This is a genomic window from Streptomyces sp. Je 1-369 (assembly GCF_026810505.1).
GTDB lineage: Bacteria > Actinomycetota > Actinomycetes > Streptomycetales > Streptomycetaceae > Streptomyces.
The window spans coordinates 6,248,990-6,271,999 of sequence record NZ_CP101750.1 but is presented as its reverse complement, the minus strand read 5'-3'; the positions used below and the strand labels follow the sequence as shown (position 1 = coordinate 6,271,999).

The 23,010-nt window shown below is 70.2% G+C and carries 19 protein-coding genes and 5 tRNA genes; 11 read left to right on the top strand and 13 right to left on the bottom strand.

All coding sequences use genetic code 11. The features are described 5' to 3' along the window. Nucleotides 1–80: 80 nt before the first annotated feature. Nucleotides 81–566 carry a DUF4188 domain-containing protein gene (locus NOO62_RS28525; RefSeq protein ID WP_268773679.1) on the bottom strand — a complete coding sequence of 162 codons (486 nt, stop codon included), beginning with the start codon at nt 564–566 and terminating at the stop codon, nt 81–83. A 106-nt stretch (nt 567–672) separates the two neighbouring features. Between NOO62_RS28525 and NOO62_RS28520 the strand changes: the two genes are divergently transcribed. After that, nucleotides 673–1,329, top strand: coding sequence for a MerR family transcriptional regulator (locus NOO62_RS28520; RefSeq protein WP_268773678.1), 657 nt, complete (start codon nt 673–675; stop codon nt 1,327–1,329). Nucleotides 1,330–1,371: 42 nt separating this feature from the next. On the opposite strand, the gene NOO62_RS28515 is transcribed toward NOO62_RS28520, so the two are convergent. The 9 genes from NOO62_RS28515 to NOO62_RS28475 all read right to left on the bottom strand — a co-directional run bounded on the left by NOO62_RS28515 (nt 1,372) and on the right by NOO62_RS28475 (nt 5,344). Then, a tRNA-Glu gene (locus NOO62_RS28515) sits at nt 1,372–1,444 on the bottom strand. Nucleotides 1,445–1,472: 28 nt separating this feature from the next. Then, nucleotides 1,473–1,544 (bottom strand) — tRNA-Gln (locus tag NOO62_RS28510). Nucleotides 1,545–1,575: 31 nt separating this feature from the next. Then, a tRNA-Glu gene (locus NOO62_RS28505) sits at nt 1,576–1,648 on the bottom strand. Nucleotides 1,649–1,710: 62 nt separating this feature from the next. Continuing rightward, nucleotides 1,711–1,783, bottom strand: a tRNA-Glu gene (locus NOO62_RS28500). Between the two features lie 41 nt (nt 1,784–1,824). Beyond that, a tRNA-Gln gene (locus tag NOO62_RS28495) sits at nt 1,825–1,896 on the bottom strand. An 87-nt stretch (nt 1,897–1,983) separates the two neighbouring features. Further along, entirely contained in the window at nt 1,984–2,712 is a 729-nt protein-coding gene (locus NOO62_RS28490) for an HAD family hydrolase (protein ID WP_268773677.1), read from the bottom strand. 92 nt (nt 2,713–2,804) lie between these two features. After that, nucleotides 2,805–4,283: a glutamate--tRNA ligase gene (gene gltX / locus NOO62_RS28485; protein ID WP_268773676.1), complete on the bottom strand. Its 1,479-nt coding sequence runs from the start codon at nt 4,281–4,283 to the stop codon at nt 2,805–2,807. Then, complete coding sequence (locus tag NOO62_RS28480) at nt 4,276–5,064, bottom strand: fumarylacetoacetate hydrolase family protein (protein ID WP_268773675.1); 789 nt, start codon at nt 5,062–5,064, stop codon at nt 4,276–4,278. The genes gltX and NOO62_RS28480 overlap by 8 nt, the downstream gene beginning before the upstream one ends. Nucleotides 5,065–5,143: 79 nt before the next feature. Further along, nucleotides 5,144–5,344 (bottom strand): hypothetical protein, encoded by a 201-nt coding sequence (locus NOO62_RS28475; protein WP_268773674.1) that lies wholly within the window; start codon nt 5,342–5,344, stop codon nt 5,144–5,146. 573 nt (nt 5,345–5,917) lie between these two features. Between NOO62_RS28475 and NOO62_RS28470 the strand changes: the two genes are divergently transcribed. The 8 genes from NOO62_RS28470 to NOO62_RS28435 all read left to right on the top strand — a co-directional run bounded on the left by NOO62_RS28470 (nt 5,918) and on the right by NOO62_RS28435 (nt 16,552). Then, nucleotides 5,918–9,883 (top strand): sensor histidine kinase, encoded by a 3,966-nt coding sequence (locus NOO62_RS28470; RefSeq protein ID WP_268773673.1) that lies wholly within the window; start codon nt 5,918–5,920, stop codon nt 9,881–9,883. Further along, nucleotides 9,884–10,303, top strand: coding sequence for a roadblock/LC7 domain-containing protein (locus NOO62_RS28465; protein WP_098244998.1), 420 nt, complete (start codon nt 9,884–9,886; stop codon nt 10,301–10,303). A 142-nt stretch (nt 10,304–10,445) separates the two neighbouring features. Further along, complete coding sequence (locus NOO62_RS28460) at nt 10,446–10,847, top strand: DUF742 domain-containing protein (RefSeq protein WP_150172620.1); 402 nt, start codon at nt 10,446–10,448, stop codon at nt 10,845–10,847. Beyond that, nucleotides 10,828–11,418 (top strand): GTP-binding protein, encoded by a 591-nt coding sequence (locus tag NOO62_RS28455; RefSeq protein WP_150172618.1) that lies wholly within the window; start codon nt 10,828–10,830, stop codon nt 11,416–11,418. Before NOO62_RS28460 ends, NOO62_RS28455 begins: the two co-directional genes overlap by 20 nt. 340 nt (nt 11,419–11,758) lie before the next feature. Then, nucleotides 11,759–14,878 (top strand): nitrate- and nitrite sensing domain-containing protein, encoded by a 3,120-nt coding sequence (locus tag NOO62_RS28450; RefSeq protein WP_268773672.1) that lies wholly within the window; start codon nt 11,759–11,761, stop codon nt 14,876–14,878. A 10-nt stretch (nt 14,879–14,888) separates the two neighbouring features. Further along, nucleotides 14,889–15,302 (top strand): roadblock/LC7 domain-containing protein, encoded by a 414-nt coding sequence (locus tag NOO62_RS28445; protein WP_055564496.1) that lies wholly within the window; start codon nt 14,889–14,891, stop codon nt 15,300–15,302. A gap of 94 nt (nt 15,303–15,396) precedes the next feature. Then, complete coding sequence (locus NOO62_RS28440) at nt 15,397–15,987, top strand: DUF742 domain-containing protein (RefSeq protein WP_268773671.1); 591 nt, start codon at nt 15,397–15,399, stop codon at nt 15,985–15,987. After that, a complete protein-coding gene (locus NOO62_RS28435) occupies nt 15,968–16,552 on the top strand; it encodes a GTP-binding protein (RefSeq protein WP_030361923.1) in 585 nt (194 codons plus the stop codon). Before NOO62_RS28440 ends, NOO62_RS28435 begins: the two co-directional genes overlap by 20 nt. 65 nt (nt 16,553–16,617) lie before the next feature. Here the strand turns inward: NOO62_RS28435 and NOO62_RS28430 are convergent, their stop codons facing one another. Further along, nucleotides 16,618–17,007: a tautomerase family protein gene (locus NOO62_RS28430; RefSeq protein WP_268773670.1), complete on the bottom strand. Its 390-nt coding sequence runs from the start codon at nt 17,005–17,007 to the stop codon at nt 16,618–16,620. 115 nt (nt 17,008–17,122) lie between these two features. Here NOO62_RS28430 and NOO62_RS28425 point away from each other — a divergent pair, with 115 nt between their 5' ends. Together NOO62_RS28425 and NOO62_RS28420 are read left to right on the top strand one after the other, a co-directional pair. Next, complete coding sequence (locus NOO62_RS28425; protein ID WP_268773669.1) at nt 17,123–18,055, top strand: LysR family transcriptional regulator; 933 nt, start codon at nt 17,123–17,125, stop codon at nt 18,053–18,055. Next, entirely contained in the window at nt 18,045–21,092 is a 3,048-nt protein-coding gene (locus NOO62_RS28420) for an NACHT domain-containing protein (protein WP_268773668.1), read from the top strand. The genes NOO62_RS28425 and NOO62_RS28420 overlap by 11 nt, the downstream gene beginning before the upstream one ends. Before the next feature lie 64 nt (nt 21,093–21,156). On the opposite strand, the gene NOO62_RS28415 is transcribed toward NOO62_RS28420, so the two are convergent. Both NOO62_RS28415 and NOO62_RS28410 read right to left on the bottom strand, forming a co-directional pair. Next, nucleotides 21,157–21,348, bottom strand: coding sequence for an acyl-CoA carboxylase subunit epsilon (locus NOO62_RS28415; RefSeq protein ID WP_055564440.1), 192 nt, complete (start codon nt 21,346–21,348; stop codon nt 21,157–21,159). Nucleotides 21,349–21,369: 21 nt separating this feature from the next. Continuing rightward, a complete protein-coding gene (locus NOO62_RS28410) occupies nt 21,370–22,962 on the bottom strand; it encodes an acyl-CoA carboxylase subunit beta (RefSeq protein ID WP_268773667.1) in 1,593 nt (530 codons plus the stop codon). Nucleotides 22,963–23,010: the final 48 nt, after the last annotated feature.

The following is a 23,010-nucleotide window of genomic DNA, read 5'->3' as shown; positions in this document are numbered from 1 at the left end:
CGCACAGCGCCGGAAGAAGCTGCCTCAACGCCGCGGCAGCCTCTTCCGGCGCTTCTGTGTCTCCTCCCCCTCGGCTGGGGTCAGGCCGCCCTCAGACGGTCGGCGGCCCGCTCCCCGCGACGCCCGACCGGCATCACACCGGTGGCCGCGCCAAGACCGAACGGCGGCATGTTCACGTACACCTGCTCATGCGCGCCGGCGGGCACCACGAACGTCTCGTGCCAGAAGCCGACCTTGCCGCGGCCTTCCCTGATGCGACGGTTGAAGGTCGCCCACGCGGGCCGGTGCGACTTGTCCGGTGCGGCCGAGTACGCCAGCAGCTTCTCCTGCGACTCCCAGTACTGCACGACGTACACCACGCGTGCGCCGCTGAACAGGATCCGGTAGCCCAGCAGGCCGCTCTCCCGGTCCCGCGACAGCTCCTTCAGCATGCGGGGCATCGCCATGAAGACGGGCCACCAGCTGCGGACGGCGTGGAAGGCGTTGATGCGCATCCCGATGTGGAAGACGACGACGCCGCCTTCCGTCTCGGCGGTCGTACGCCCTTCGATCGGCTTGTTGCCCATGACGGTTCCCCCTTGACGGAGCCTTGGCCGAACGTTGGATAGTTCCGCTATCCATGCTTGGATAGTGACACTCTCCAAAGAGGAGCGCAAGAGGAGGCACGAACCGATGAGACTGGCGGAACTGAGCCGGCGCAGCGGGGTCCCCACGGCCACGGTCAAGTACTACCTGCGCGAGGGACTGCTCCCGCCGGGCCACCGCGTGACGGCGACGCAGGCCGAGTACGACGACGCCCATCTGCAGCGGCTGCGGCTGGTGCGGGCGCTGGTCCAGGTGGGCCGGGTGCCGATCGCGTCGGCGCGCGAGGTGCTCGCCGCGCTGGAGGACGACTCGCTGGACCACAACTCCCGCCTGGGCACAGCGGTATGGGCCCTGCCGCACGGACCGGAGTCCACTGCGGACGACCCGCCCCGGGAGGCGGCGCGCCACACGGTGGACGCTCTGCTGGAACGCCTCGGCTGGCGGAACGCCGAGGCGTACGGGGCGGAGTCGCCGGCCTATCGGATGCTGGTGACCGCCGTGGGCACGCTGGCCCGGCTCGGATACCCGTGCGGGGTCGCGGACTTGGTGCCGTACGCGCGCGCGGGGCGGCAACTGGCCGTCACGGACCTGGACTTGATCGAGCGGTACGAATCGCCGGACGAGCAGCTGGAGGCGGCGGTCGCGCTCACGGTGCTCTACGAGCCGGTCCTGCTGAGTCTGCGCCGCATGGCGCAGGCCGAGGAGTCCAGCCGACGTTACGGGCAGGAGGCGCCGCGGGAATGACGAGAGGGCCTTCCCTCACGGGAAGGCCCTCTGCCGTTCTTGTACCCCCGACCGGATTCGAACCGGCGCTACCGCCTTGAGAGGGCGGCGTGCTAGGCCGCTACACAACGGGGGCAAGGATCTTGTGCTGCCACATGATCCGGCTGGGCTACCAGGACTCGAACCTAAACTAACGGAACCAGAAACCGTCGTGCTGCCAATTACACCATAGCCCAATGTGGTCTAGACCAGGTCTAGTACCTACAGTACCCCCGACCGGATTCGAACCGGCGCTACCGCCTTGAGAGGGCGGCGTGCTAGGCCGCTACACAACGGGGGCCCTAGCGATCCTGCATCAGTGACAGTGGGTGCGACCCGATCTGTCCCCGCGGGAAGGATCTGTACCCCCGACCGGATTCGAACCGGCGCTACCGCCTTGAGAGGGCGGCGTGCTAGGCCGCTACACAACGGGGGCCTTGTGGATGAGATCCACAGATTGCAGATGAGCTCTGCGAGCTGGCCTACCAGGACTCGAACCTAGACTAACGGAACCAGAAACCGTCGTGCTGCCAATTACACCATAGGCCATCAAAGCGCCACCCCTTGACGGGGTTTTGTTTGACTTACGCTTCCCGGCCGGACCTTTCGGCCCTCTCGGGCGGCGCAGGAAGAACATTACCCGAAGGTGGACGGCGCTCCAAAACGGGTATCCGCCCGCAGCAGCGCGGGGAGCTCGGAGAGGGCCCTGATGCGGTGCACGCCCGTCGGGCCGTCCCCCGCCGAGCCGTTCCGGTCGAGCCAGATCCCGAGCAGCCCCGCGTCCCTGGCGCCCCTGGCGTCGATCTCCGGCTGGTCGCCGACGTAGGCGATCTCCGCGGGCGCGAGGCCGAGGTGGGTGCAGGCCGCGAGGAACGCCTCGGGGGCGGGTTTGGAGACGCCCAGGTCGGCCGCGCACAGCACGGCTTCGAAGCGGTCGCGTACGCCGAGGGCGGTCAGTTTGCGCTCCTGGACGATCAGCGCGGAGTTGGAGAGGACCGCGTGGCGGTACCCGTCGGCGAGCGCGTCGAGGGTGGGGAGGGTGTCGGGGAACAGGGACCAGGCCGATTCGTAGTGACCGACGTAACGCTCGAACCAGGCGTCGGCGTCGTCGTCGGAGAGGCCGGGGGCGTCCATGAAGTCACGCACGCGGTCGCGGCGCTGTTCCTGGAAGGTGATCCCCCCGGCGCCGAATCGGGCCCAATGAAGCTCGGTGAGCTCCCGCCACCGGTCGAGCGCCCGCTCCGCCGACTCGTACCGCTCCAGGAGCCCCTCTGCCGTGAGGTGCGCGTGCATGCCGGTGGTGTCGGCGCGCGCGTAGTCGAAGATCGTGTCATCGATGTCCCAGACGACGGCTTTGATCGGCATACGTCGACCGTATGCGAAGGACCCGGAGCCGTGGAGGCTTCCGGGTCCTTCGTTTACGTACGCCCTGCTTACGCGCTTACGCGCTCACACGCTTACGCGGTCAGCTTGGCCAGGGCCGCGTCGATGCGGGTGAGTGCCTTCTCCTTGCCCAGGATCTCCAGGGACTCGAAGAGCGGCAGGCCGATGGTGCGGCCGGTGACGGCCACGCGGACCGGGGCCTGGGCCTTGCCGAGCTTGAGGCCGTGCTCCTCGCCGGCGGCCAGGACGGCCTCCTTGAGGGACTCGGGGGAGGTCCAGTCGGCCGCGTCCAGCTTGGCGCGGGCCGTGCGCAGGAGCGCGTCGGAGCCCTCCTTCATCGCCTTCGTCCAGGACGGCTCGTCGAAGACCGGCTCCGCGCGGAACAGGAAGTCGACGTTGTCCGTGATCTCGGAGAGGACCTTGAGGCGGGTCTGCGCGTGCGGCGCGATGGCCTGCCAGGCGGCCTCGTCGAACTCCTCGGGCGCCCAGTTGGCGTGCGGGGCCTTCAGCCACGGCTCGCAGGCCTCGGCGAAGGTCTTCACGTCCAGCATGCGGATGTGGTCGGCGTTGATCGCCTCGGCCTTCTTCAGGTCGAAGCGGGCCGGGTTCGCGTTCACGTCCGCGAGGTCGAACTTGGCGACCATGTCGGGGATCGAGAAGACGTCCTGGTCCGCCGAGAACGACCAGCCCAGGAGGGACAGGTAGTTCAGAAGGCCCTCGGGGAGGAAGCCGCGCTCGCGGTAGAGGTTGAGCGAGGCCTGGGGGTCGCGCTTGCTGAGCTTCTTGTTGCCCTCGCCCATGACGTACGGGAGGTGGCCGAACTCGGGGATCGCCTTGGCGACGCCGAGCTCGATGAGCGCCTTGTAGAGGGCGATCTGGCGGGGCGTGGAGGAGAGCAGGTCCTCGCCGCGCAGGACGTGGGTGATCTCCATCAGCGCGTCGTCGACCGGGTTGACGAGGGTGTAGAGCGGGGCGCCGTTCGCGCGGACGATGCCGTAGTCGGTGACGTTCTCCGCCTGGACGGTGATCTCGCCGCGGACCAGGTCGGTGAAGGTCGTGGCCTCGTCGGGCATCCGGAAGCGGATGATGTGCTTGCGGCCCTCGGCCTCGTACGCCTCGATCTGCTCGGCGGTGAGGTCGCGGCAGTGCCCGTCGTACCCGGACGGCTTGCCGGCGGCGCGGGCGGCCTCGCGGCGGGCGTCCAGCTCCTCGGTGGTGCAGTAGCAGGGGTAGGCGTAGCCACCGTCGATGAGCTTGGCGGCGACGTCCTTGTAGATGTCCATGCGCTGCGACTGGCGGTACGGCGCGTGCGGGCCGCCGACCTCGGGGCCCTCGTCCCAGTCGAAGCCCAGCCAGCGCATCGAGTCGAGCAGCTGCTCGTACGACTCCTCGGAGTCGCGTGCAGCGTCGGTGTCCTCGATGCGGAAGACCAGGGTGCCCTCGTTGTGCCGGGCGTAGGCCCAGTTGAAGAGGGCGGTGCGGACCAGGCCCACGTGGGGGTTGCCGGTCGGCGAGGGACAGAACCGTACGCGTACGGGGGTCGCGTTAGCCACGCTTGATCACCCTGTTGGTGAGAGTGCCGATGCCTTCGATGGTGACGGCGACCTCGTCGCCGACGTTGAGCGGGCCGACCCCTGCCGGGGTGCCCGTGAGGATGACGTCGCCGGGGAGCAGCGTCATGGCCTCGGAGATGTGCACGATGAGGTCCTCGACGGAGCGGACCATCTCGGTCGTCCGTCCGAGCTGGCGCTGTTCGCCGTTGACCGTGCACTGGATGGTGAGGTCGGACGGGTCGAGGTCGGTCTCCACCCAGGGGCCGAGCGGGCAGGAGGTGTCGAAGCCCTTGGCCCTGGCCCACTGGTTCTCGCGCTTCTGGACGTCACGCGCGGTGACGTCGTTGGCGCAGGTGTAGCCGAGGATGACGTCACGGGCGCGTTCGCGCGGGACCTCGCGGCACATGCGGCCGATGACGACGGCGAGCTCGGCCTCGTGGTGCACCTCCTGCGAGAAGGAGGGGTACACGATGGCGTCGCCGGGGCCCGCCACGGAGGTGGACGGCTTGAAGAAGGCGACCGGGACGTCGGGGACCTCGTTGCCGAGCTCCGCCGCGTGCTCCGCGTAGTTGCGGCCGATGCCGACGACCTTGTTGGGGAGCACCGGCGGCAGCAGCCTGACCTTGCTCAGCGGGACCTTCGTGCCGGAGAGCTCGAAGTCCGCGAACGGGATGCCCTTGATGATGTCGAGGACAAGACCGTCGGTCGTTCCGGGGGGGCTTTCGCCCTCGACCGCGCCGAAGGCGACGTTGCCGTCGATGGAGAACCTGGCGATGCGCACGTGTGCCTCGGCCCCTTGCTGGAATGGGTGGAGTCTGACACTCCAGGCTAACGCGGCAAGGGGGTCCGACCTCGCGTGATCAGCTCGCCACAGGGGTGGGCTGCTCCGGGGCGTCCATGAGGATCGTGCGCTTGGGGTTGGCGGTCTGGGTCGGGAGCTCGACGGCGTGCTCCGGGCGGTCGGCCGCGGTCTGGAGCTCCTCCGCGTCCGTGAGGTGCGCGAGAGTGGTGCGGCGCGGGTTGGCTATGTTGCGGAACATCGTCGACTTCACAGTCTTCATCTGCTGTTCGGACCCTGTCGGTTGAGCGTCGCGCGAACGGACGCGGCTTGTCGGATTCGCCATCCCTGTAAAGCGTCAGGCTAAACATCCAATTCCCGGCCAAAGTCCGGAAGACGCCATGATCTTCGTGTGAGTTTGCTCACGAGGTAGCGGACAAAAGGGTCAATTCAGGCCCAGAGTCGACCAGTTGGAAACGGACATTGCGCCACTGAAGGCACCATTCCGCTCCTGATCATGAAGACTGGGACACCCCCCTCCGGTAGGGGCTTTGCGGGGATGAGTCCGTTTTTTACTAGATCACTTTCTACGTCTCGTGACCCCGCACTCACACCGCGTCACGTAGCTCACGGCGCGACACACGGGCCTTGTTGGAGATCCTGCACTGTGCTGGAATTCCCGGGACCGCCGCGGGATCGAACCGGCGCGCAGGGGCGCAACGCAGCGCCGAGTGGCGGCGGGGAGGGGGAGCAAGCGCCGGTCACTCACGACCACCATGGGGCGCTGCCGCCCCACGACGCCGACACCGTCCCGCCGTTATCCGGCAGGACGCCTGGTCCAGAGGTTGCGACGCTAGTGCAGGGACGTTTCAAGAGGGATGGCAAGGGGTCTCCCCAGGCCGACCGCGGCCGAGGGGATGCTCCGGCGGAGCCGGAGCGCGGCTCCTCGCCCCAGCACGCCCAGAACCCCGGCCCGGGCTCGCCCGGCGACAGCGGCCCCGGCGCCGCGCGCCAAGGTGCCGTCGGCAGCGGCTCGACGGCCGCCCCGGCCAAGGGCAAGAGCAAGAGCAAGGGCAAGAGTTCGTCCGGAGCCGCGACGCCCCCCGGCCCCGGTTCGCGAATAGCCCTGCGCAACTGGCGCATCTCCACCCGACTCGTCTCGCTGCTCGCGCTCCCCGTGATCACCGCGACCTCGCTCGGCGCACTCCGCATCAACTCGTCCCTGGACGAGATCGAGCAGCTCGACAACATGAAGCTGCTCACCGAGATGACCAAGCAGGCCACGGAGCTGGCCGCCGCGCTCCAGGAGGAGCGCGACAAGTCCGCGGGCCCCCTCGCGCACGGCGCGAGCGCCTCGGACTACACGGTCAAGGGCGCGCGGGACAAGACCGACCGCGTCTACCGGAACTTCCTCCAGGGCACCCAGGACCTCAACGACACCGACGGCGAGAAGGGCCTCCTCGGCGTCCGGCACAGCGCGGTCCAGATCACCCAGCAGCTCCAGGGCATCAACGACGTCCGCAAGAAGGCCTTCCAGGACGAGAAGTCCACCTCGCAGACCGTCGAGGCCTACAGCCAGCTCGTCGAGCAGCTCCTGAAGCTGTCGCAGGACATGGCGCAGGCGACGAGCAACCCGGACATGATCCAGCGGACGCGTTCGCTGGCCGCCTTCTCCTCCGCCAAGGAGTACGCGTCCGTCCAGCGCGCGATCATCGCCGCGGCCCTGCCCGCCAACGACAGCGGCTACGGCAAGATCTCCGAGACCGACCGCACCTTCGGCCTCAGCGCCAACGAAAAGGAGCGCTCGGAGCTCCAGACCTTCAGCAAGATCTACGCGGGCAACGCCGGTGAGCTGACCAAGCCCATCGACGGCGGCAACCCCACGGTCAAGGCCGCCAACGAGTACGCCAAGCGCGTCCTCGAGCAGGAGGGCGGCATCAAGCTCCAGGACAAGCGGTCCTACAAGGACTGGATCGACAACGACACGACCAAGATCGACGCGATGGCGAAGATCGAGCTGACGCTTCTCGGCGAGATGGAGCAGAAGGCTCGCGAGCTGCGCAACGAGTCGGAGCAGTCGGCCATCCTCAACGGTGCGCTGATCCTGCTCGTGCTCGGCGTCTCGCTCGTCGGCGCGTTCGTCGTGGCCCGGTCCATGATCCGCTCGCTGCGCCGCCTCCAGGACACCGCGACCAAGGTCGCCCAGGACCGCCTGCCCGAGCTGGTCAAGCAGCTCTCGGAGTCGGACCCGCAGGACGTGGACACGTCGGTGGAGTCCGTGGGCGTGCACTCGCGCGACGAGATCGGCCAGGTGGCCGCGGCCTTCGACGACGTGCACCGCGAGGCCGTCCGCCTCGCCGCCGAGCAGGCCCTTCTGCGGGGCAACGTCAACGCGATGTTCACCAACCTCTCGCGCCGTTCGCAGGGCCTCATCCAGCGCCAGCTCTCGCTCATCTCCGAGCTGGAGTCGCGCGAGGCCGACCCGGACCAGCTGTCCTCGCTCTTCAAGCTCGACCACCTCGCCACGCGTATGCGCCGTAACGGTGAGAACCTGCTGGTTCTGGCCGGTGAAGAGCCCGGTCGCCGGTGGACCAGGCCCGTTCCGCTCGTCGACGTGCTGCGTGCCGCCGCGTCCGAGGTGGAGCAGTACGAGCGCATCGAGCTCTCCTCGGTCCCCGCGACCGAGGTCGCGGGACGCGTCGTCAACGACCTCGTGCACCTCCTCGCCGAGCTGCTCGAGAACGCGACGTCGTTCTCCTCGCCGCAGACCAAGGTCAAGGTCACCGGTCACGCACTGCCCGACGGGCGTGTGCTCATCGAGATCCACGACACCGGTATCGGCCTCTCGCCCGAGGACCTCGCGGCGATCAACGAGCGGCTCGCGTCGCCGCCGACCGTGGACGTCTCGGTCTCGCGCCGCATGGGTCTGTTCGTGGTCGGCCGTCTCTCGCAGCGCCACGGCATCCGCATCCAGCTCCGCCCGTCCGACTCCGGTGGTACGACCGCGCTGGTCATGCTCCCCGTCGACGTCGCCCAGGGCGGCAAGAAGATGCCGGGCAAGCCCGGTGCGCCCGGCGCGACCGGCGGTCCCGCCGCGGCTCAGGCCGCCGCCGGTGCCGCTGCCGCGCGACGCGGCGTCGGTCCCGGTGGCAACGGCGGTCCCGGCCAGGGCGGTGGCCCCGGTCGCGGTGGTCCCGCGCTCGGCGGCGGGCCCGGTGGCGGTGGCCAGGGCGGTCCCGGGCTGCTCGGTGCGGGTGCGCCGCGCCAGCAGGTCGCGGGCACGGGTCCGCGCGCCGCGCTGCCCTCCCGCGACACCGGACAGCAGCGTCCGCAGGGCGGCCCGCAGGCCGGCGCTCCGCAGGCCAGTGGCCCGCAGAGCGGTCAGCCGATGGCGCCGCAGGGCAACCAGCCGATGGGCGGCCGGGGCAACCAGCCGCAGGCCGGACCGCCCCAGGGTGGCCGTGGCGGCAACGCGCCGCAGCCTCCGGTGCCCCAGCAGCGTACGAACGCCATGAACCCGCCGTCGGACTCCGGCGACCAGGGCCGCAGGCCCCAGCTGCCGCCCCGCGGCGGTCCGCGCGCCGAGCTGCCCGGGGGCAACCCGCAGCCGCGCGTGCCCAGCTGGAGCGACGAGAACGCGCAGCCGCAGGTGTCGCGCGAGCCCTTCGACACCCCCCGGGGTCACGAGGAGCACGAGACCAGCGGTCAGTTCCCGCAGCCGACGGCCGCCCCGGACGACCGGCAGGGCCCCGGCTCCACCGCGGAGTTCGCCCGCCCGGACTTCGACGGTCCGCCGCCCGGCACCTCCGCGCCGCAGGACACGGGCTCGACCGGCCAGTTCGTCCGCTCGGACGTCTTCGGCGGCTCGGGCGCGCCCCGGCGCAACCAGCAGCCCGGCCGTCCGACTCCGCCGCAGCACCAGAACCAGCAGCAGCAGCAGGACCAGGGCAACGGCTTCGCGCAGCAGCAACAGCAACAACAGCAGCAACAGCAGCAGGGCGGTCGGGAGAACCCCGACTACACCGTGCCGCGTCCGCCGGCCGCCCGCCGCGGCCAGGGCGACCCCAACCAGGGCCTCCCGCAGCAGCCGGGCCGACAGGACCAGCTGAACCAGCAGCAGAACCCGCTGAATCAGCAGAACGAGCAGGCCCAGCAGCAGAACCCGCTGGGTCAGCACGAAGACCCGCTGAACCCGCAGCAGCCCCTGCCGCCGGGCGGCCCCGGTGACGGGCGTACGCCGCTGTTCGACACGCTGGAGACCAACTGGTTCCAGCAGCAGCAGAACCAGCAGAACCAGCACGCGGCGCAGCAGCAGCCCGCACCGCAGGAGCCGCAGGAGCACCAGAACCGGCGGCCCGCGCAGCAGGAGCAGCCGGGCGGCCCGTCCCGCGAGGGCGGTCCGCGCCAGGCTCCCGAGCCCGCGCGCCATCAGGCCCCCGAGCCGCCGCAGCGTCCGCTCCCCTCGCGCCCCCAGCGCCAGGACCCGGCCGCCGCTCCGGCGGAGCCGGGCGGTACCGATGGCGCGGGCATGCCCGGCGGCTGGCGCTCCTCCCCCAACGACGAGCTCGGCCGACAGGCCGAGCGCGTCCGGCAGCCGTCCGCGGGCGGCGTCACCACATCCGGACTGCCGCGTCGCGTCCCGCGCGCCAACCTGGTCGCGGGCACGGCCCAGCAGCAGCAGGAAAGCACAGGTCCGCAGGTCTCGCGTGCGCCCGAAGAGGTACGCGGCCGGCTGACGAATCTCCGTCGGGGCATCCAGCAGGGTCGCCAGGCCGGTACCGGCCAGACCGGCAGTTTCCCCACTCACCAGCAGGAGCGTTAGTTGAGTCCGAGCCAGGCGGCACAGAATCTGAACTGGTTGATCACGAACTTCGTGGACAACACCCCCGGGGTGTCCCACACGGTCGTGGTCTCCGCCGACGGCCTTCTTCTGGCGATGTCCGAAGGCTTCCCGAGGGACCGCGCCGACCAGCTCGCCGCGGTCGCCTCCGGGCTGACCTCCCTCACCGCCGGGGCCTCCCGGATCTTCGAGGGCGGGGCCGTCACCCAGACCGTGGTGGAGATGGAGCGGGGGTTCCTCTTCCTCATGTCGGTCTCCGACGGCTCGTCCCTGGCCGTGCTCGCACACCCCGAGTGCGACATCGGCCTCGTCGGGTACGAGATGGCCCTCCTCGTCGACCGCGCGGGTGCCGTCCTCACCCCGGACCTCCGCGCCGAGCTGCAGGGCAGCCTGCTCCACTAGCCCCCGAGCACGCTCCGAAGCCCTACCCCTTCGGCCGCCCCACCGACCGAACGTACTGACCAACCGTCCGGCCGCCACACTGCCCCCACCGGCTCTGTCAGACGGCACACGCAGATGACCTGCTGTCCCGCCCGGAGGATCCATGACCCCGCCCACCGCCTCTCACAACCCGTACGGCGATGCCTCGTACGGAATGGAGGGCGACCAGCCGCTGGTGCGTCCTTACGCGATGACCGGCGGCCGGACCCGGCCCCGCTATCAGCTCGCGATCGAGGCGCTGGTGAGCACCACGGCCGACCCGGCCCAGCTGATGGGGCTGCTCCCCGAGCACCAGCGGATCTGCCACCTGTGCCGTGAGGTCAAGTCGGTGGCCGAGGTCTCGGCCCTCCTCGCGATGCCGCTCGGCGTGGCCAGGATCCTGGTGGCGGACCTGGCCGAGGCCGGGCTCGTCGCCATCCACCAGCCCGGCGGCGACGAGAACGCCGGTGGCCAGCCTGACGTGACACTGCTCGAAAGGGTGCTCAGTGGACTTCGCAAGCTCTAGCGGTTCGGGCACGGACGCGGCCCGTTCCACCACCTCCGCGAAGATCGTGGTGGCGGGCGGCTTCGGCGTGGGCAAGACCACGTTCGTCGGGGCAGTGTCCGAGATCAACCCGCTGCGCACCGAGGCCGTCATGACGTCCGCGTCCGCGGGCATCGACGACCTGACCCACACCGGAGACAAGACGACGACCACCGTCGCCATGGACTTCGGCCGCATCACCCTGGACCAGGACCTGATCCTGTACCTCTTCGGTACGCCCGGTCAGGACCGCTTCTGGTTCATGTGGGACGACCTCGTCCGTGGCGCGATCGGCGCGGTCGTCCTCGTCGACACCCGCCGCCTCGCCGACTGCTTCCCCGCCGTCGACTACTTCGAGAACTCCGGGCTGCCCTTCGTCATCGCCCTCAACGGCTTCGACGGCCACCAGCCCTACACCCCCGACGAAGTACGCGAAGCGCTCCAGATCGGGCCCGGTACGCCGATCATCACCACCGATGCCCGACACCGTGCGGACGCAAAGAGTGGCTTGATCACGCTGGTCGAGCACGCACTTATGGCACGTCTCAAGTAGGCAGGTCCGTACGGTAGTTGCCGTAGTCCACCTGGAGCGTTCTGTGTCCTTTGACACGGCCGGTCGCGGTGTTCATAACGTTTCGACAGAGAATTGCCCGGTGGCAGACACGCGTCGCGGTCACCTGGTGTCGCTGTGCTCACAAGAGCCCCGCCTTTTGGCGGGGCTCGCTCTTTATGACCGTTTTATCTGAGGCTTACACCACTCGGAGGTCGCGCTTTCCGTTGTTTGGAAGAGGAGCCCCTGACGTGCTGGAATGCGCTGAACTGCCCAGTAGCACGGGCCTTGGAGACGACAGCGGCACGAGAGTGAGTGCCGCCGCCGAGAGGTTGTTGGTCGAGTGAGGCGAAGCAAGCCGAGCCCCGCGGCATCCCCCACCGGGGACACGCGGGGCAACTTCACCCCGCCGCCGCGCACAGCGGCGTCCCCCGCCGACATGGCCGCCGGGCCGGGCCATGAGCCCCCTGCGCCCTCCGGCGGACGGATGTCCCCCCGTAACTGGCGCGTGCCGACCCGCCTGAACGCGATCCTGCTCATACCCGTGCTCGTGGGCCTGGTCATGGGCGGTTTCCAGGTCAAGGGCTCCATCGACACCTGGAGCGAGGCCCAGGACGCCGAGAACACCGCCCGCCTGGTGCGGGCGTCGCTGAACTACGGCAACCGTCTCATCGAGGAGCGCGACCTCACCGCCGCTCCCCTGCTGCGCGGCAAGCGGAACGACCCGGTCGTCGTCAAGGCCCGCAAGGCCACGGACAAGGCGGCCGCCGAGTTCAAGTCCGCGGCGGAGAGCATGCCGGACAAGGAAGGCCTCAACCGTCGCCTCGACGGCTTCCACAAGGTCGAGCCGAAGCTCGGCCCGCTGCGTCAGGCCGCGTACACCACCAAGCTCCCCGGTGTGAAGACCGAAGAGGGCTACGTCGCCATCCAGCACCCGCTGATGGAGTTCGCCAACGAGCTCGGTCTGGGCACCGGCAACATCACCAGCTACGGCCGCACTGTCTACGCGATCTCCCTCTCCAAGGCAGCGCTCTCCCTGCAGCGGTCCATCGGCACGCACCTCCTGGTCGAGCCGGGCCCCGGCACCGGTTCGTTCACGCTCCAGCGCACCTCGTTCTCCTCGTACGCCTACCTCGAGCGCATCGCCATCGAGGAGTACACCGGCGGCGGCACCCCCGAGGACGTCGCGAAGCTGGAGGACGCCAAGAAGGAGCTGGCGGCCGCCGCCAAGAAGCAGGGCGGCCCGGCCCTCTCGCAGGACAAGATGGTCGCGGCCATCGCCACCATGCCGAGCACCCAGCCGAGCGCCCGCGTCGAGCTGGCCAACAAGGGCATCACGCGTGAGGCCTGGTGGGCCACCACCACCGCCAAGTTCGACGCGTACCGCACCATCGAGTCGGACCTCGCCGACAAGGCGGTGGACGAGGCGTCCGACATCGCCGCCAACGCCCAGCGCAACGCCTACATCACCGGCGCCATCGTCGTCCTCGCGCTGCTCGCCGCGTTCATCCTGGCCGGGCTCATGGCCCGACAGATGTCGAAGGCGATGCGCCGGCTGCGCACCGCCGCGTTCGGCATCGCCGAGCAGCGCCTGCCGATGCTGGTCGACCAGCTGTCGCGCACCGACCCGGGCCGCGTCGACACCCGCGTGCAGCCCATCCCGATCAACACCACGGACGAGATCGGCGAGGTCGCCCGCGCCTTCGACCAGGTGCACCGCGAGGCCGTGCGGCTCGCCGCCGAGCAGGCGCTGCTCCGCGGCAACATCAACGCGATCTTCACCAACCTGTCGCGCCGCAACCAGTCGCTGATCGAGGGCCAGCTGACCCTCATCACCGACCTGGAGAACAACGAGGCCGACCCGGACCAGCTGGAGAACCTCTTCCGCCTGGACCACCTGGCGACCCGTATGCGCCGCAACGGCGAGAACCTCCTCGTCCTCTCGGGCGAGGAGCCGGGCCGCCGCTGGGACCAGCCGGTCCCGCTGGTCGACGTGTTGCGCGCCGCCTCCTCCGAGGTGGAGCAGTACGAGCGCATCGAGCTGTCCGGCGTACCGGAGGCCGAGATCCACGGCCTCGCCGTGACCGACCTGGTGCACCTGCTCGCCGAGCTCCTGGAGAACGCGACGACGTTCTCCTCGCCGCAGACGAAGGTGCGGGTCACCGCGACCCGTCTCCCCGACGGCCGCGTCATGGTCGAGATCCACGACAAGGGCATCGGCCTCACCGCCGAGGACTTCGCGGACATCAACCACAAGCTGGCCAACCCGCCGACCGTGGACGCCGCGATCTCGCAGCGCATGGGCCTGTTCGTGGTCGGCCGTCTCTCCGACCGGCACGGCATCCGCGTGCAGCTGCGCCCCTCGGGCGAGCAGGCGGGCACGACGTCGCTGGTCATGCTGCCGGACGCGATCACGCACGGTGGCGGTGGCGAGCACGCCTCGCAGGACCCCGAGTTCACGGTCTCCTCGATCATCCCGGAGCAGCAGGCGCTGGCGCCGGAGCCGATGCGCACCGCCGCCGAGCTGGGCTTCGACGACACCCGCTACCCCGGTGACGGCTCCGAGGCGCAGCACGAACTCGACCCGGTCGGCCGCTCCCTGATGCGCGAGGAGCGCCGCGCGGCGCTGGAGGCCCAGGCCCAGCAGCCGGGCGGTCACCGTCCGCTCTTCCGCGACGAGGTCGAGCCGCAGCCGCAGCAGGGTGGCTACGAGCAGCAGGCCCCGGCGTACGAGGAGCAGCAGCAGGTCACGTACGACCAGGGCGTGCAGTACGACAACGAGCAGTACGCCACCGGGCAGTACCCCACCGCGCAGTACGCCGATGAGGGGTACCGCGAGGAGCAGTACCAGCCCGAGCAGTACTCGGCGGAGCAGCAGTACCCGTCGGAGCAGCAGTACTACCAGGACCCGCAGATCGCCTATCCGGAGCGCACGGGTCAGGACGACTGGCCCTCCGCCGACGGCTACCAGCCGGAGTACGGGCAGGAAGCGGAATCTGCGCAGGCGGGCCACGCGGCCGACGCCGAGCGCGTAGGCTTCGACCGGCCGGGACCGGCGCCGTCCGTCGTCCACGACATGACCGACGCGGGCCTCCCCCGCAGGGGTTCCTCCGGTGCGAACGGCAACGAGAACGGCAACGGCGGTTCTCCCGCCGCGAGTGAGGGCCGGGACGACTGGCGTTCGTCCAACGACGAGCGCTGGCAGCGGGCCGAGCGCCTCAAGGAGCCGAAGGCGGGCGGGGTCACCCCGTCCGGGCTCCCGCGTCGGGTGCCCAAGGCCAATCTGGTCGAGGGCACCGCCGAACAGACTCCACAGGGCGGCCCCCAGGTCTCCCGCGCCCCCGAGGACGTGCGGGGCAGGCTGAGCAACCTGCGCCGCGGCGTCCAGCGGGGCCGCACCGCAGGAAGTGACACGAATGGCCAGGGCTTCAGCCCTGATAGCACCTACAACCAGGAGCGTTAGTGTGAGCCCGATGAGCCAGGCGGCGCAGAACCTGAACTGGTTGATCACCAACTTCGTGGACAACACCCCCGGTGTGTCCCACACGGTGGTGGTCTCCGCCGACGGACTCCTCCTCGCGATGTCCGAAGGCTTCCCCCGCGACCGTGCGGACCAGCTCGCGGCCGTAGCCTCGGGCCTGACCTCGCTGACCGCCGGGGCGTCCCGGATCTTCGAGGGCGGCTCCGTGACCCAGACCGTTGTGGAGATGGAGCGAGGATTTCTCTTCATCATGTCCATTTCCGACGGCTCCTCGCTCGCCGTTCTCGCCCACCCGGATGCGGACATCGGTCTCGTTGGGTACGAAATGGCACTTCTTGTCGATCGTGCGGGCACGGTTCTCACTCCGGACCTGCGCGCGGAGCTCCAGGGGAGCCTTCTCAACTAACAGACAGACGGTGCGTTTTCGCGCCTCGTGGCCGTAAGGTTCGGGACGCGGCTCCACAGTGATGGTGCCCGGCACAGTTGGAGGAGGAAGCAACGTGGCAACACCCCCAGACGGTCCGTCATCGGCGAACTGGTCCCCTGGTCACGGCCAGGGCGGCCGGCACGACGGTGGTCCGAACAGGTACAACTTCCCCTCCGCTCCGAGCCACCGCCGCCAGCCGTACGCGCAGCCCCAGCAGCCCGGGCCGCGTCCGTACGACCAGGGCAACCCGGCGCGCGCACCCCGTATTCAGCCAGTGCAACCCCAGCGGCGCGCCCCCGAACCGGCGCCCGCGGGGTCGGCGAACAACCCCCTGGTGCGCCCGTACGCCATGACGGGCGGCCGCACCAGGCCCCGCTACCAGCTCGCCATCGAGGCGCTGGTACACACCACGGCACAACCGCATCAGTTGCAGGGCCAGTTGCCCGAGCATCAGCGGATCTGCAACCTGTGCCGGGAGATCAAGTCGGTCGCCGAGATCTCGGCGCTCCTCTCCATCCCCCTCGGCGTCGCCCGGATCCTCGTAGCCGACCTGGCGGAGGCCGGACTTGTCGCCATCCATCAGCCCGGCGGCGACGAGACCGCCGGCGGCCAGCCAGACGTGACACTGCTCGAAAGGGTGCTCAGTGGACTTCGCAAGCTCTAGCGGAGGAGCAACAGCCCGCTCCACCACCAGCGCGAAAATCGTGGTGGCGGGCGGCTTCGGCGTGGGCAAGACCACGTTCGTCGGGGCGGTCTCTGAGATCAACCCGCTGCGCACCGAGGCCGTCATGACGTCCGCGTCCGCGGGCATCGACGACCTGACCCACACCGGAGACAAGACCACCACCACGGTGGCCATGGACTTCGGCCGCATCACCCTGGACCAGGACCTGATCCTGTACCTCTTCGGTACGCCCGGTCAGGACCGCTTCTGGTTCATGTGGGACGACCTCGTACGTGGCGCGATCGGCGCGGTCGTCCTCGTCGACACCCGCCGCCTCGCCGACTGCTTCCCCGCCGTCGACTACTTCGAGAACTCCGGGCTGCCCTTCGTCATCGCCCTCAACGGCTTCGACGGCCACCAGCCCTACACGCCGGACGAGGTGCGCGAAGCGCTGCAGATCGGTCCGGACACCCCGATCATCACGACCGACGCGCGGCACCGCGCGGACGCGAAGAGCGCGCTGATCACGCTGGTCGAGCACGCGCTGATGGCGCGGCTCCGATAGCGGTCCGTCCCACCTTTTTCCCGTACGCGGATCAGGGCCCGCACGCTTCGGCGTGCGGGCCCCAGTCAGTTCCCGCGATAGTGCGCGAACTGGGTCACCCCCTGGTAGCCGTAGCTTTCGGGGTGGAGTTCGTGCAGGGCGACGCCGCCGCGGGCGAGCGGGCCGAGGAGCTCCGACAGGAACGCGGCGGCGCCGGTGATGAAGGCCGCCTTCTCCTCCGCACTGTTGGTGCCCGCGGTGATGCTGACCTCCAGGTGCACGTCGCGGGCGCCGTCCACCAGAGGTTTTCCGGCCACGTAGTAGCGGTCGGCGGGGACCGGGTCGAGGTGCACGATGGTGCGCGCGGCGGACTTGCCGAGCGCGGTGACGGCCAGGCCGGTCAGGCCCTCCGCGAGGCCGCGGGAGACGTCGGCGGGCAGGTCGGGCCCGGTGACGGTGGCTCGGATGTGGGGCATGGCTCTCCTCGACTTCGTTCCTTGTTCCCCCTGGTGGGGCGGCACGGGACCACCCTCACCCGGCCTGGCACGATGGGGCCAACACAGCACCCTCACAGCCCTATGAGGCCACCTCATGCCCGTGAACGTCCCGCAGCTCAGGGCCTTCGTCGCCGTGGTCGACGCGGGCGGCTTCAGTGCGGCCGCCGACGAGTTGGGCGTGAGCCAGTCGGCGGTCTCGCACGCGGTGGCTTCCCTGGAGCGGGAGTTGGCCGGGCCGCTGCTCGTCCGCGCCGGTCAGGTCCGCACGACGGTGCTCGGGGAGCGGGTCCTGCCGTACGCCCGCGGCGCGCTGTCGGCGGTGCGGGGCGTCGAGGAGGTGGCGGCGGACGTGGCGGGGACGCTGACCGGCACGGTGCGGCTGGCCGCGACACCCACGGTCTGCCAGGGTCTGCTGCCCGGCCTGACGGCGCACTGGCGGGAGAGCTTTCCGCACGTCACGGTGCGGGTCTTCGAGGGGGACAGTGCCGAGATCGCGGGCTGGCTGGAGAACGGCACGGCGGATGCCGCCGTCCTGGTCGACCCGCCACCGGGCCCCGGCGTCCGGCTCGCCGTCGACGGCTACCGCGCCCTGCTCCCCCGTGACCACCCGCTGGCGGGCGAACCGGTCGTCGACATCCGGGATCTGGCGGACGACGACTTCCTGATCTCGCCGGGCGGCTGCGAGGACCGCGTGCGCGCGCTCCACGAACCGGCGGGGCTGCGGTTCGCCCCGGCGCACCGGGTCCGCGATCTGGCGACGCTGATCAGCATGGTGCAGGCGGGCATCGGCGTGACGGTCCTGTCGGAGGTGTCCCGCCCGCTGCTGCCTGCGGATCTGGTGCTGGTGCGGGTGTCTCCGCGGGCCGCGCGCCGCCTGGTCCTGAGCGGCCCACGGGACCGCCCTTGGCATCCCGCGGTCCGGGCGCTGGCGGAATCGGCGGTGACCCACCTGCCCCGTTGTCCGCTTTCCGGCGAAAGGGGCACCGCCTGGCGACACGTTCGCCCACAATGCGCACATGAGTGCTGAGGCGGCGGCGATCAAACTGGGCGGGGCGGTGGCCGCACGAGCGGTCCGGCTGTGGCTCGCTCCCAAGGAACGGGAGCAGCAGGCGCGCGCCCCGATGGGCGAACTGATCAGAGTGCGGGTGCCGGGGCTACGGGCCGGCCGCGGCGTGGAGCGGCAGTTCGAGCAGATAGCCGACGCGGTGGCAGGACGGGTACAGCCGCTCCTCGAACACGAGTTCCGCGATCTGACGGAGAACGGCAGGGAAGCGGTCCTTCAAGCCGTCACCGACACCTTCGCACGGGTGGATCTCTCCGACGAGGCCGTCCTCGGCTCCGACGCCGACCCGGCCGAGCTGACCCGCCGCGTACGGTCGTCGGTTCCGATGCCGAGCGGCTTCTCCGAAGTGGAGACGCGCTTCTACGAGGTGGTGCTCGGCGAGTGCTGCGACTGCTACGTACGCGTCCTGCGCAGGCTTCCTGTCTTCACCGAGCGGGCGGTGAGCGAACTCCTGGCGCGCACGACCTCGCTCGGCGACGAGCTGGAGAAGGTCCTGGAACGGCTGCCCGCCCGCTCCCTCTACGCGCCGCAGGGCACCGGAGAGGACGAGGCGTTCCGGCGTCAGTATTTGGAGCTGATCAGCCGGTCCCTCGACGAGATCGAACTGTTCGGGCTCGGCCCTTCCGAGCAGGCTCCGCGCACCAAGCTGTCGGTGGCGTACGTAAGCCTGCGGACGTCCGAGGACGACGGCGGCCGCGGCCGATCCGCCCCGAAAAGGCCGCTGCTCAGAAGGGGTGCGCAGCTCTGGGATACGGGCGAGGGCGAGCGCACTTCCAGTATGCGGGTGGAGGCCGCGCTCAAGGGCTCCCCCAGGGTGCTCCTGCGCGGCGAGGCCGGATCGGGGAAGACGACGCTCCTCCAGTGGCTCGCGGTGACGGCGGCCCGCGGCGCCTTCACCGGCGCGCTCGCCGAGTGGAACGGCCTGATACCCGTCCTGGTGAAGCTGCGCCAGTACGCCGGGGAGCCGCCGCCCACGCCGGAGGCGATGCTGGACCGGGTGGCCGGTCCGCTGAGCGGTCTCATGCCGACGGGCTGGCTGCACCGGGCGTTCGCGGACGGGCGGGTGCTGCTCCTGGTGGACGGCGTGGACGAACTCCTCGCGGGCGAGCGGCGCGGAGTCCGCGACTGGCTGCGCGGGCTACTGCACCTCTACGCCGACACTCGCGTCGTGGTCACCTCCCGGCCCGCCGCGGCCCGCGTGGACTGGCTGCGTGCCGAGCGGTTCACCGCACTGCAGCTGGAGCGGATGACACCGGCCGACCTGGTCTCCTTCGTCCGGCAGTGGCATCAGGCGGTGTACGGTCAGGACGCGGGAATGCCCTGCTCGCCGGAGGAGCTGCCGGGCTACGAACGCTCCTTGCTGACCAGCCTCCAGGACCGTCCGCACCTCCAGTCCCTGGCCACGAACCCGCTGCTCGCGGCGCTCCTCTGCGCCCTGCACCTGGCGCGCAGGGGGCAGCTGCCGCGCAATCGCATGGAGCTGTACCGGATGACCCTGGAGGTCCTGGTGCAGCAGCGTGACACCGACCGGGGCGTGCACAGCGAACTCGCCGCGCCGCTGACATTGACGGACAAGCTCTGTCTGCTGCGAGATCTGGCCTGGCGGCTCTCGGACAACAGCCGCACCGAGATCTCCGTCGACCGGGCAGCCGACCATGTCAGCACGAAGCTCGTGGCGATGCGTCATCTGGACGGGCTCGAAGGACCCGCCGTCCTCGACCATCTCGTGCACCGCTCCGGAGTGCTGCGCTCCCCCGTCGAAGGCCGGCTGGACTTCCTGCATCGGACGTTCCAGGAGTACCTGGCGGCACAGGAGGCCGCGGTCGAGGACCGGATCGGGAACCTGGTGGGGCGGGCGCACCTGGATCTGTGGCGGGAGACGGTCGTCATGGCTGCGGGCCATGCGAACCGTACGCAGCAGGAGGAACTCCTCGGCGGCATTCTGGAACGGGCCGAGCGGGAGCCGCGCCACGCACGGACGCTGCGCCTCGTCGCGGCCTCGTGCCAGGAGACGATGGCGTCGGTGCCGAGCGGCCTGGCGGCCGTGCTGGACGAGGCGGTGGTGCGTCTGGTGCCACCTCGGCGGAAGACGGAAGCGGACGCGCTGGCCGTGGTGGGGGCGCCGGTCATGCGGTGGCTGCCGCCGACCCTGGAGGGGGTCAGTGCCAAGACCGCCGAGGCGACGATCAGGACAGTGCGGCAGATCGGTGGCGAAAGGGCCCTGGCCAGGATGGAGCGGTACGCGTCAGATTCCCGGGTGCGGGTCCAGCAACTCCTGATGGACTCGTGGGAGTACTTCGACGCCGACGCCTACGCGGACTCCGTCCTGCGAAAGTTGTCGCTGGAGCAGCAGGTCCTCTTCATCACGCACGCGGGACAGTGGTCCGCCCTGAGCCGGCTCAAGGAAGCCTGCTGGCTCTCGTTCGGGTATCCCTTCTCCCGAAGCCTGGCCTTCCTGGACGAACGGAGTCCGGTCCGGGGCCTGTGGATCGAAGACGTGCGCGGCGACGTCGATCTGACGCCGCTGCGCGCCCAGACCGATCTGGGCGTGCTGTCCCTGCGGGGGAAAGGACGGCTGGAGAACCTCGACGCGATCGAGGACCTGACCGATCTCACGATTCTCAAGCTGCGGTACTGGCCCGTGCTGCCGCCGCTCGACCACCTGGCCGTGCTGGACTCGCTCCACGTCCTGGAGCTCGGCACCCTCCCACCCGGGTACGACCTGAGCCGGCTGACCCGCCTCACCAACCTGACGGACCTCACGTTGAGCGGCACCGGGCAACCGTGCGGCATCGACGACCCGGCACAGTTGGCGCATCTCGCCCGGCTGGAGCTCGACGGCTACGATCTCGACGGCTGGGCACTGCGCGACGCCCTGCCCGAGTGCGTCACCCTCCTCAATGACTGCGTGCTGCCCGCCGCCTTCGAGCCACCGGCCTGGTGCGCCCTCTGGGACTGCCGTACTCCCGACGGACGCCCCCACCCGCTCAACGCCCACTAGGACGCACCCGGGCCCCGCCCTCCCGGAGGAGAACGGGGCCCGGTGTCGGAAGCCGTGGAGGGGCTCAGCCCTGCCAGCTGTGCGGGGCGCGGAAGCCCGGGGTGCGCTCCAGGCGGCGCCAGCCGGCCTTGTCGCGGCCGCGGCGCGCGGGGGCGGCGGGCTGGGCGGCGGCGCGGGCCAGCAGGATCGCGGTGATGGCCGCGACCTCTTCGGGCTCGGCGTGGCCCTTCTCGACGCGGATGTCGGGAGTTGTCATCTGCAGCGTTCTCCTTGTGGGCTACTGCGGGGGGTTGCCGTGCTTGCGCGAGGGCAGGTCGGCATGCTTGTTGCGGAGCATGGCGAGGGACTTGATGAGGACCTCGCGGGTCTCGGCCGGGTCGATGACGTCGTCGACGAGGCCGCGCTCCGCGGCGTAGTAGGGGTGCATCAGCTCGGCCTTGTACTCCTTGACCATGCGCGCGCGCATCGCCTCGGGGTCCTCGGCGGCCGCGATCTGGCGCCGGAAGATCACGTTCGCGGCGCCCTCGGCGCCCATGACCGCGATCTCGTTGGTCGGCCACGCGTACGTGAGGTCCGCGCCGATCGACTGGCTGTCCATGACGATGTACGCGCCGCCGTACGCCTTGCGCAGGATCAGCGAGATCCGCGGGACGGTGGCGTTGCAGTACGCGTACAGGAGCTTGGCGCCGTGGCGGATGATGCCGCCGTGCTCCTGGTCGACGCCGGGCAGGAAGCCGGGGACGTCGAGCAGGGTGAGGATCGGGATGTTGAAGGCGTCGCACATCTGCACGAAGCGCGCGGCCTTCTCCGACGCCTCGATGTCGAGGACACCGGCGAGCGCCTGCGGCTGGTTGGCGACGATGCCGACGACCTGGCCGTCCAGGCGGGCCAGGGCGCAGATGATGTTGCGCGCCCAGCGCTCGTGGATCTCCAGGTAGTCGCCGTCGTCGACGAGCTCCTCGATGACCTTGGTCATGTCGTACGGCCGGTTGCCGTCCGCCGGGACGAGGTCGAGGAGGACGTCCGAGCGGCGCTCGGCGGGGTCCTCCGACTCGTGGACCGGCGGGTTCTCCCGGTTGTTGGAGGGGAGCATCGAGATCAGGTAGCGGACCTCGGCCAGGCAGGTCTCTTCGTCGTCGTACGCGAAGTGGCAGACGCCGGAGGTCTCGGCGTGCACGTCGGCGCCGCCGAGGCCGTTCTGCGTGATCTCCTCGCCGGTCACCGCGCGGACGACGTCGGGACCGGTGATGAACATCTGCGATGTCTCGCGGACCATGAACACGAAGTCGGTGAGGGCGGGCGAGTACGCCGCGCCGCCCGCGCACGGGCCGAGCATCACGCTGATCTGCGGGATGACGCCCGAGGCCTTGGTGTTGCGCTGGAAGATGCCGCCGTAGCCGGCGAGCGCCGAGACGCCCTCCTGGATACGGGCGCCCGCGCCGTCGTTCAGCGAGACCAGCGGGGCACCGGCCGCGATGGCCATGTCCATGATCTTGTGGATCTTGGTGGCGTGCGCCTCGCCGAGCGCGCCGCCGAAGATGCGGAAGTCGTGCGCGTAGACGAAGACCGTCCGGCCCTCCACCGTGCCCCAGCCGGTGATGACACCGTCCGTGTACGGCTTCTTGGCCTCCAGGCCGAAGCCCGTGGCCCGGTGCCGGCGCAGCTGCTCGACCTCGTTGAACGAGTCCGGGTCGAGAAGCAGCTCGATCCGCTCGCGGGCGGTCAGCTTGCCCTTGGCGTGCTGGGCCTCGGTCGCCTTCTCGCTCGGCCCGCGCAGTGCCTCCGCACGGATCTCGTGCAGCTCGGCCACGCGGCCGCGCGAGTCGGTGGGCTCGCCCCCAGAGGAAGCGGTCTCGTCCAAAACGGTCATGTAGCGACCTTACGGAGGGCCGCCGGGGAAACGGACCGTCGACTATGA

What these genes read in the sequence shown, in the direction of transcription:
- NOO62_RS28415 (WP_055564440.1), bottom strand. Translation starts at nt 21,348, where the DNA reads ATGACAACTCCCGACATCCGCGTCGAGAAGGGCCACGCCGAGCCCGAA.
- NOO62_RS28475 (WP_268773674.1), bottom strand. Translation starts at nt 5,344, where the DNA reads ATGAAGACTGTGAAGTCGACGATGTTCCGCAACATAGCCAACCCGCGC.
- NOO62_RS28410 (WP_268773667.1), bottom strand. Translation starts at nt 22,962, where the DNA reads ATGACCGTTTTGGACGAGACCGCTTCCTCTGGGGGCGAGCCCACCGAC.
- NOO62_RS28430 (WP_268773670.1), bottom strand. Translation starts at nt 17,007, where the DNA reads ATGCCCCACATCCGAGCCACCGTCACCGGGCCCGACCTGCCCGCCGAC.
- NOO62_RS28460 (WP_150172620.1), top strand. Translation starts at nt 10,446, where the DNA reads ATGACCCCGCCCACCGCCTCTCACAACCCGTACGGCGATGCCTCGTAC.
- NOO62_RS28490 (WP_268773677.1), bottom strand. Translation starts at nt 2,712, where the DNA reads ATGCCGATCAAAGCCGTCGTCTGGGACATCGATGACACGATCTTCGAC.
- NOO62_RS28445 (WP_055564496.1), top strand. Translation starts at nt 14,889, where the DNA reads ATGAGCCAGGCGGCGCAGAACCTGAACTGGTTGATCACCAACTTCGTG.
- NOO62_RS28420 (WP_268773668.1), top strand. Translation starts at nt 18,045, where the DNA reads ATGAGTGCTGAGGCGGCGGCGATCAAACTGGGCGGGGCGGTGGCCGCA.
- NOO62_RS28425 (WP_268773669.1), top strand. Translation starts at nt 17,123, where the DNA reads ATGCCCGTGAACGTCCCGCAGCTCAGGGCCTTCGTCGCCGTGGTCGAC.
- NOO62_RS28520 (WP_268773678.1), top strand. Translation starts at nt 673, where the DNA reads ATGAGACTGGCGGAACTGAGCCGGCGCAGCGGGGTCCCCACGGCCACG.
- NOO62_RS28525 (WP_268773679.1), bottom strand. Translation starts at nt 566, where the DNA reads ATGGGCAACAAGCCGATCGAAGGGCGTACGACCGCCGAGACGGAAGGC.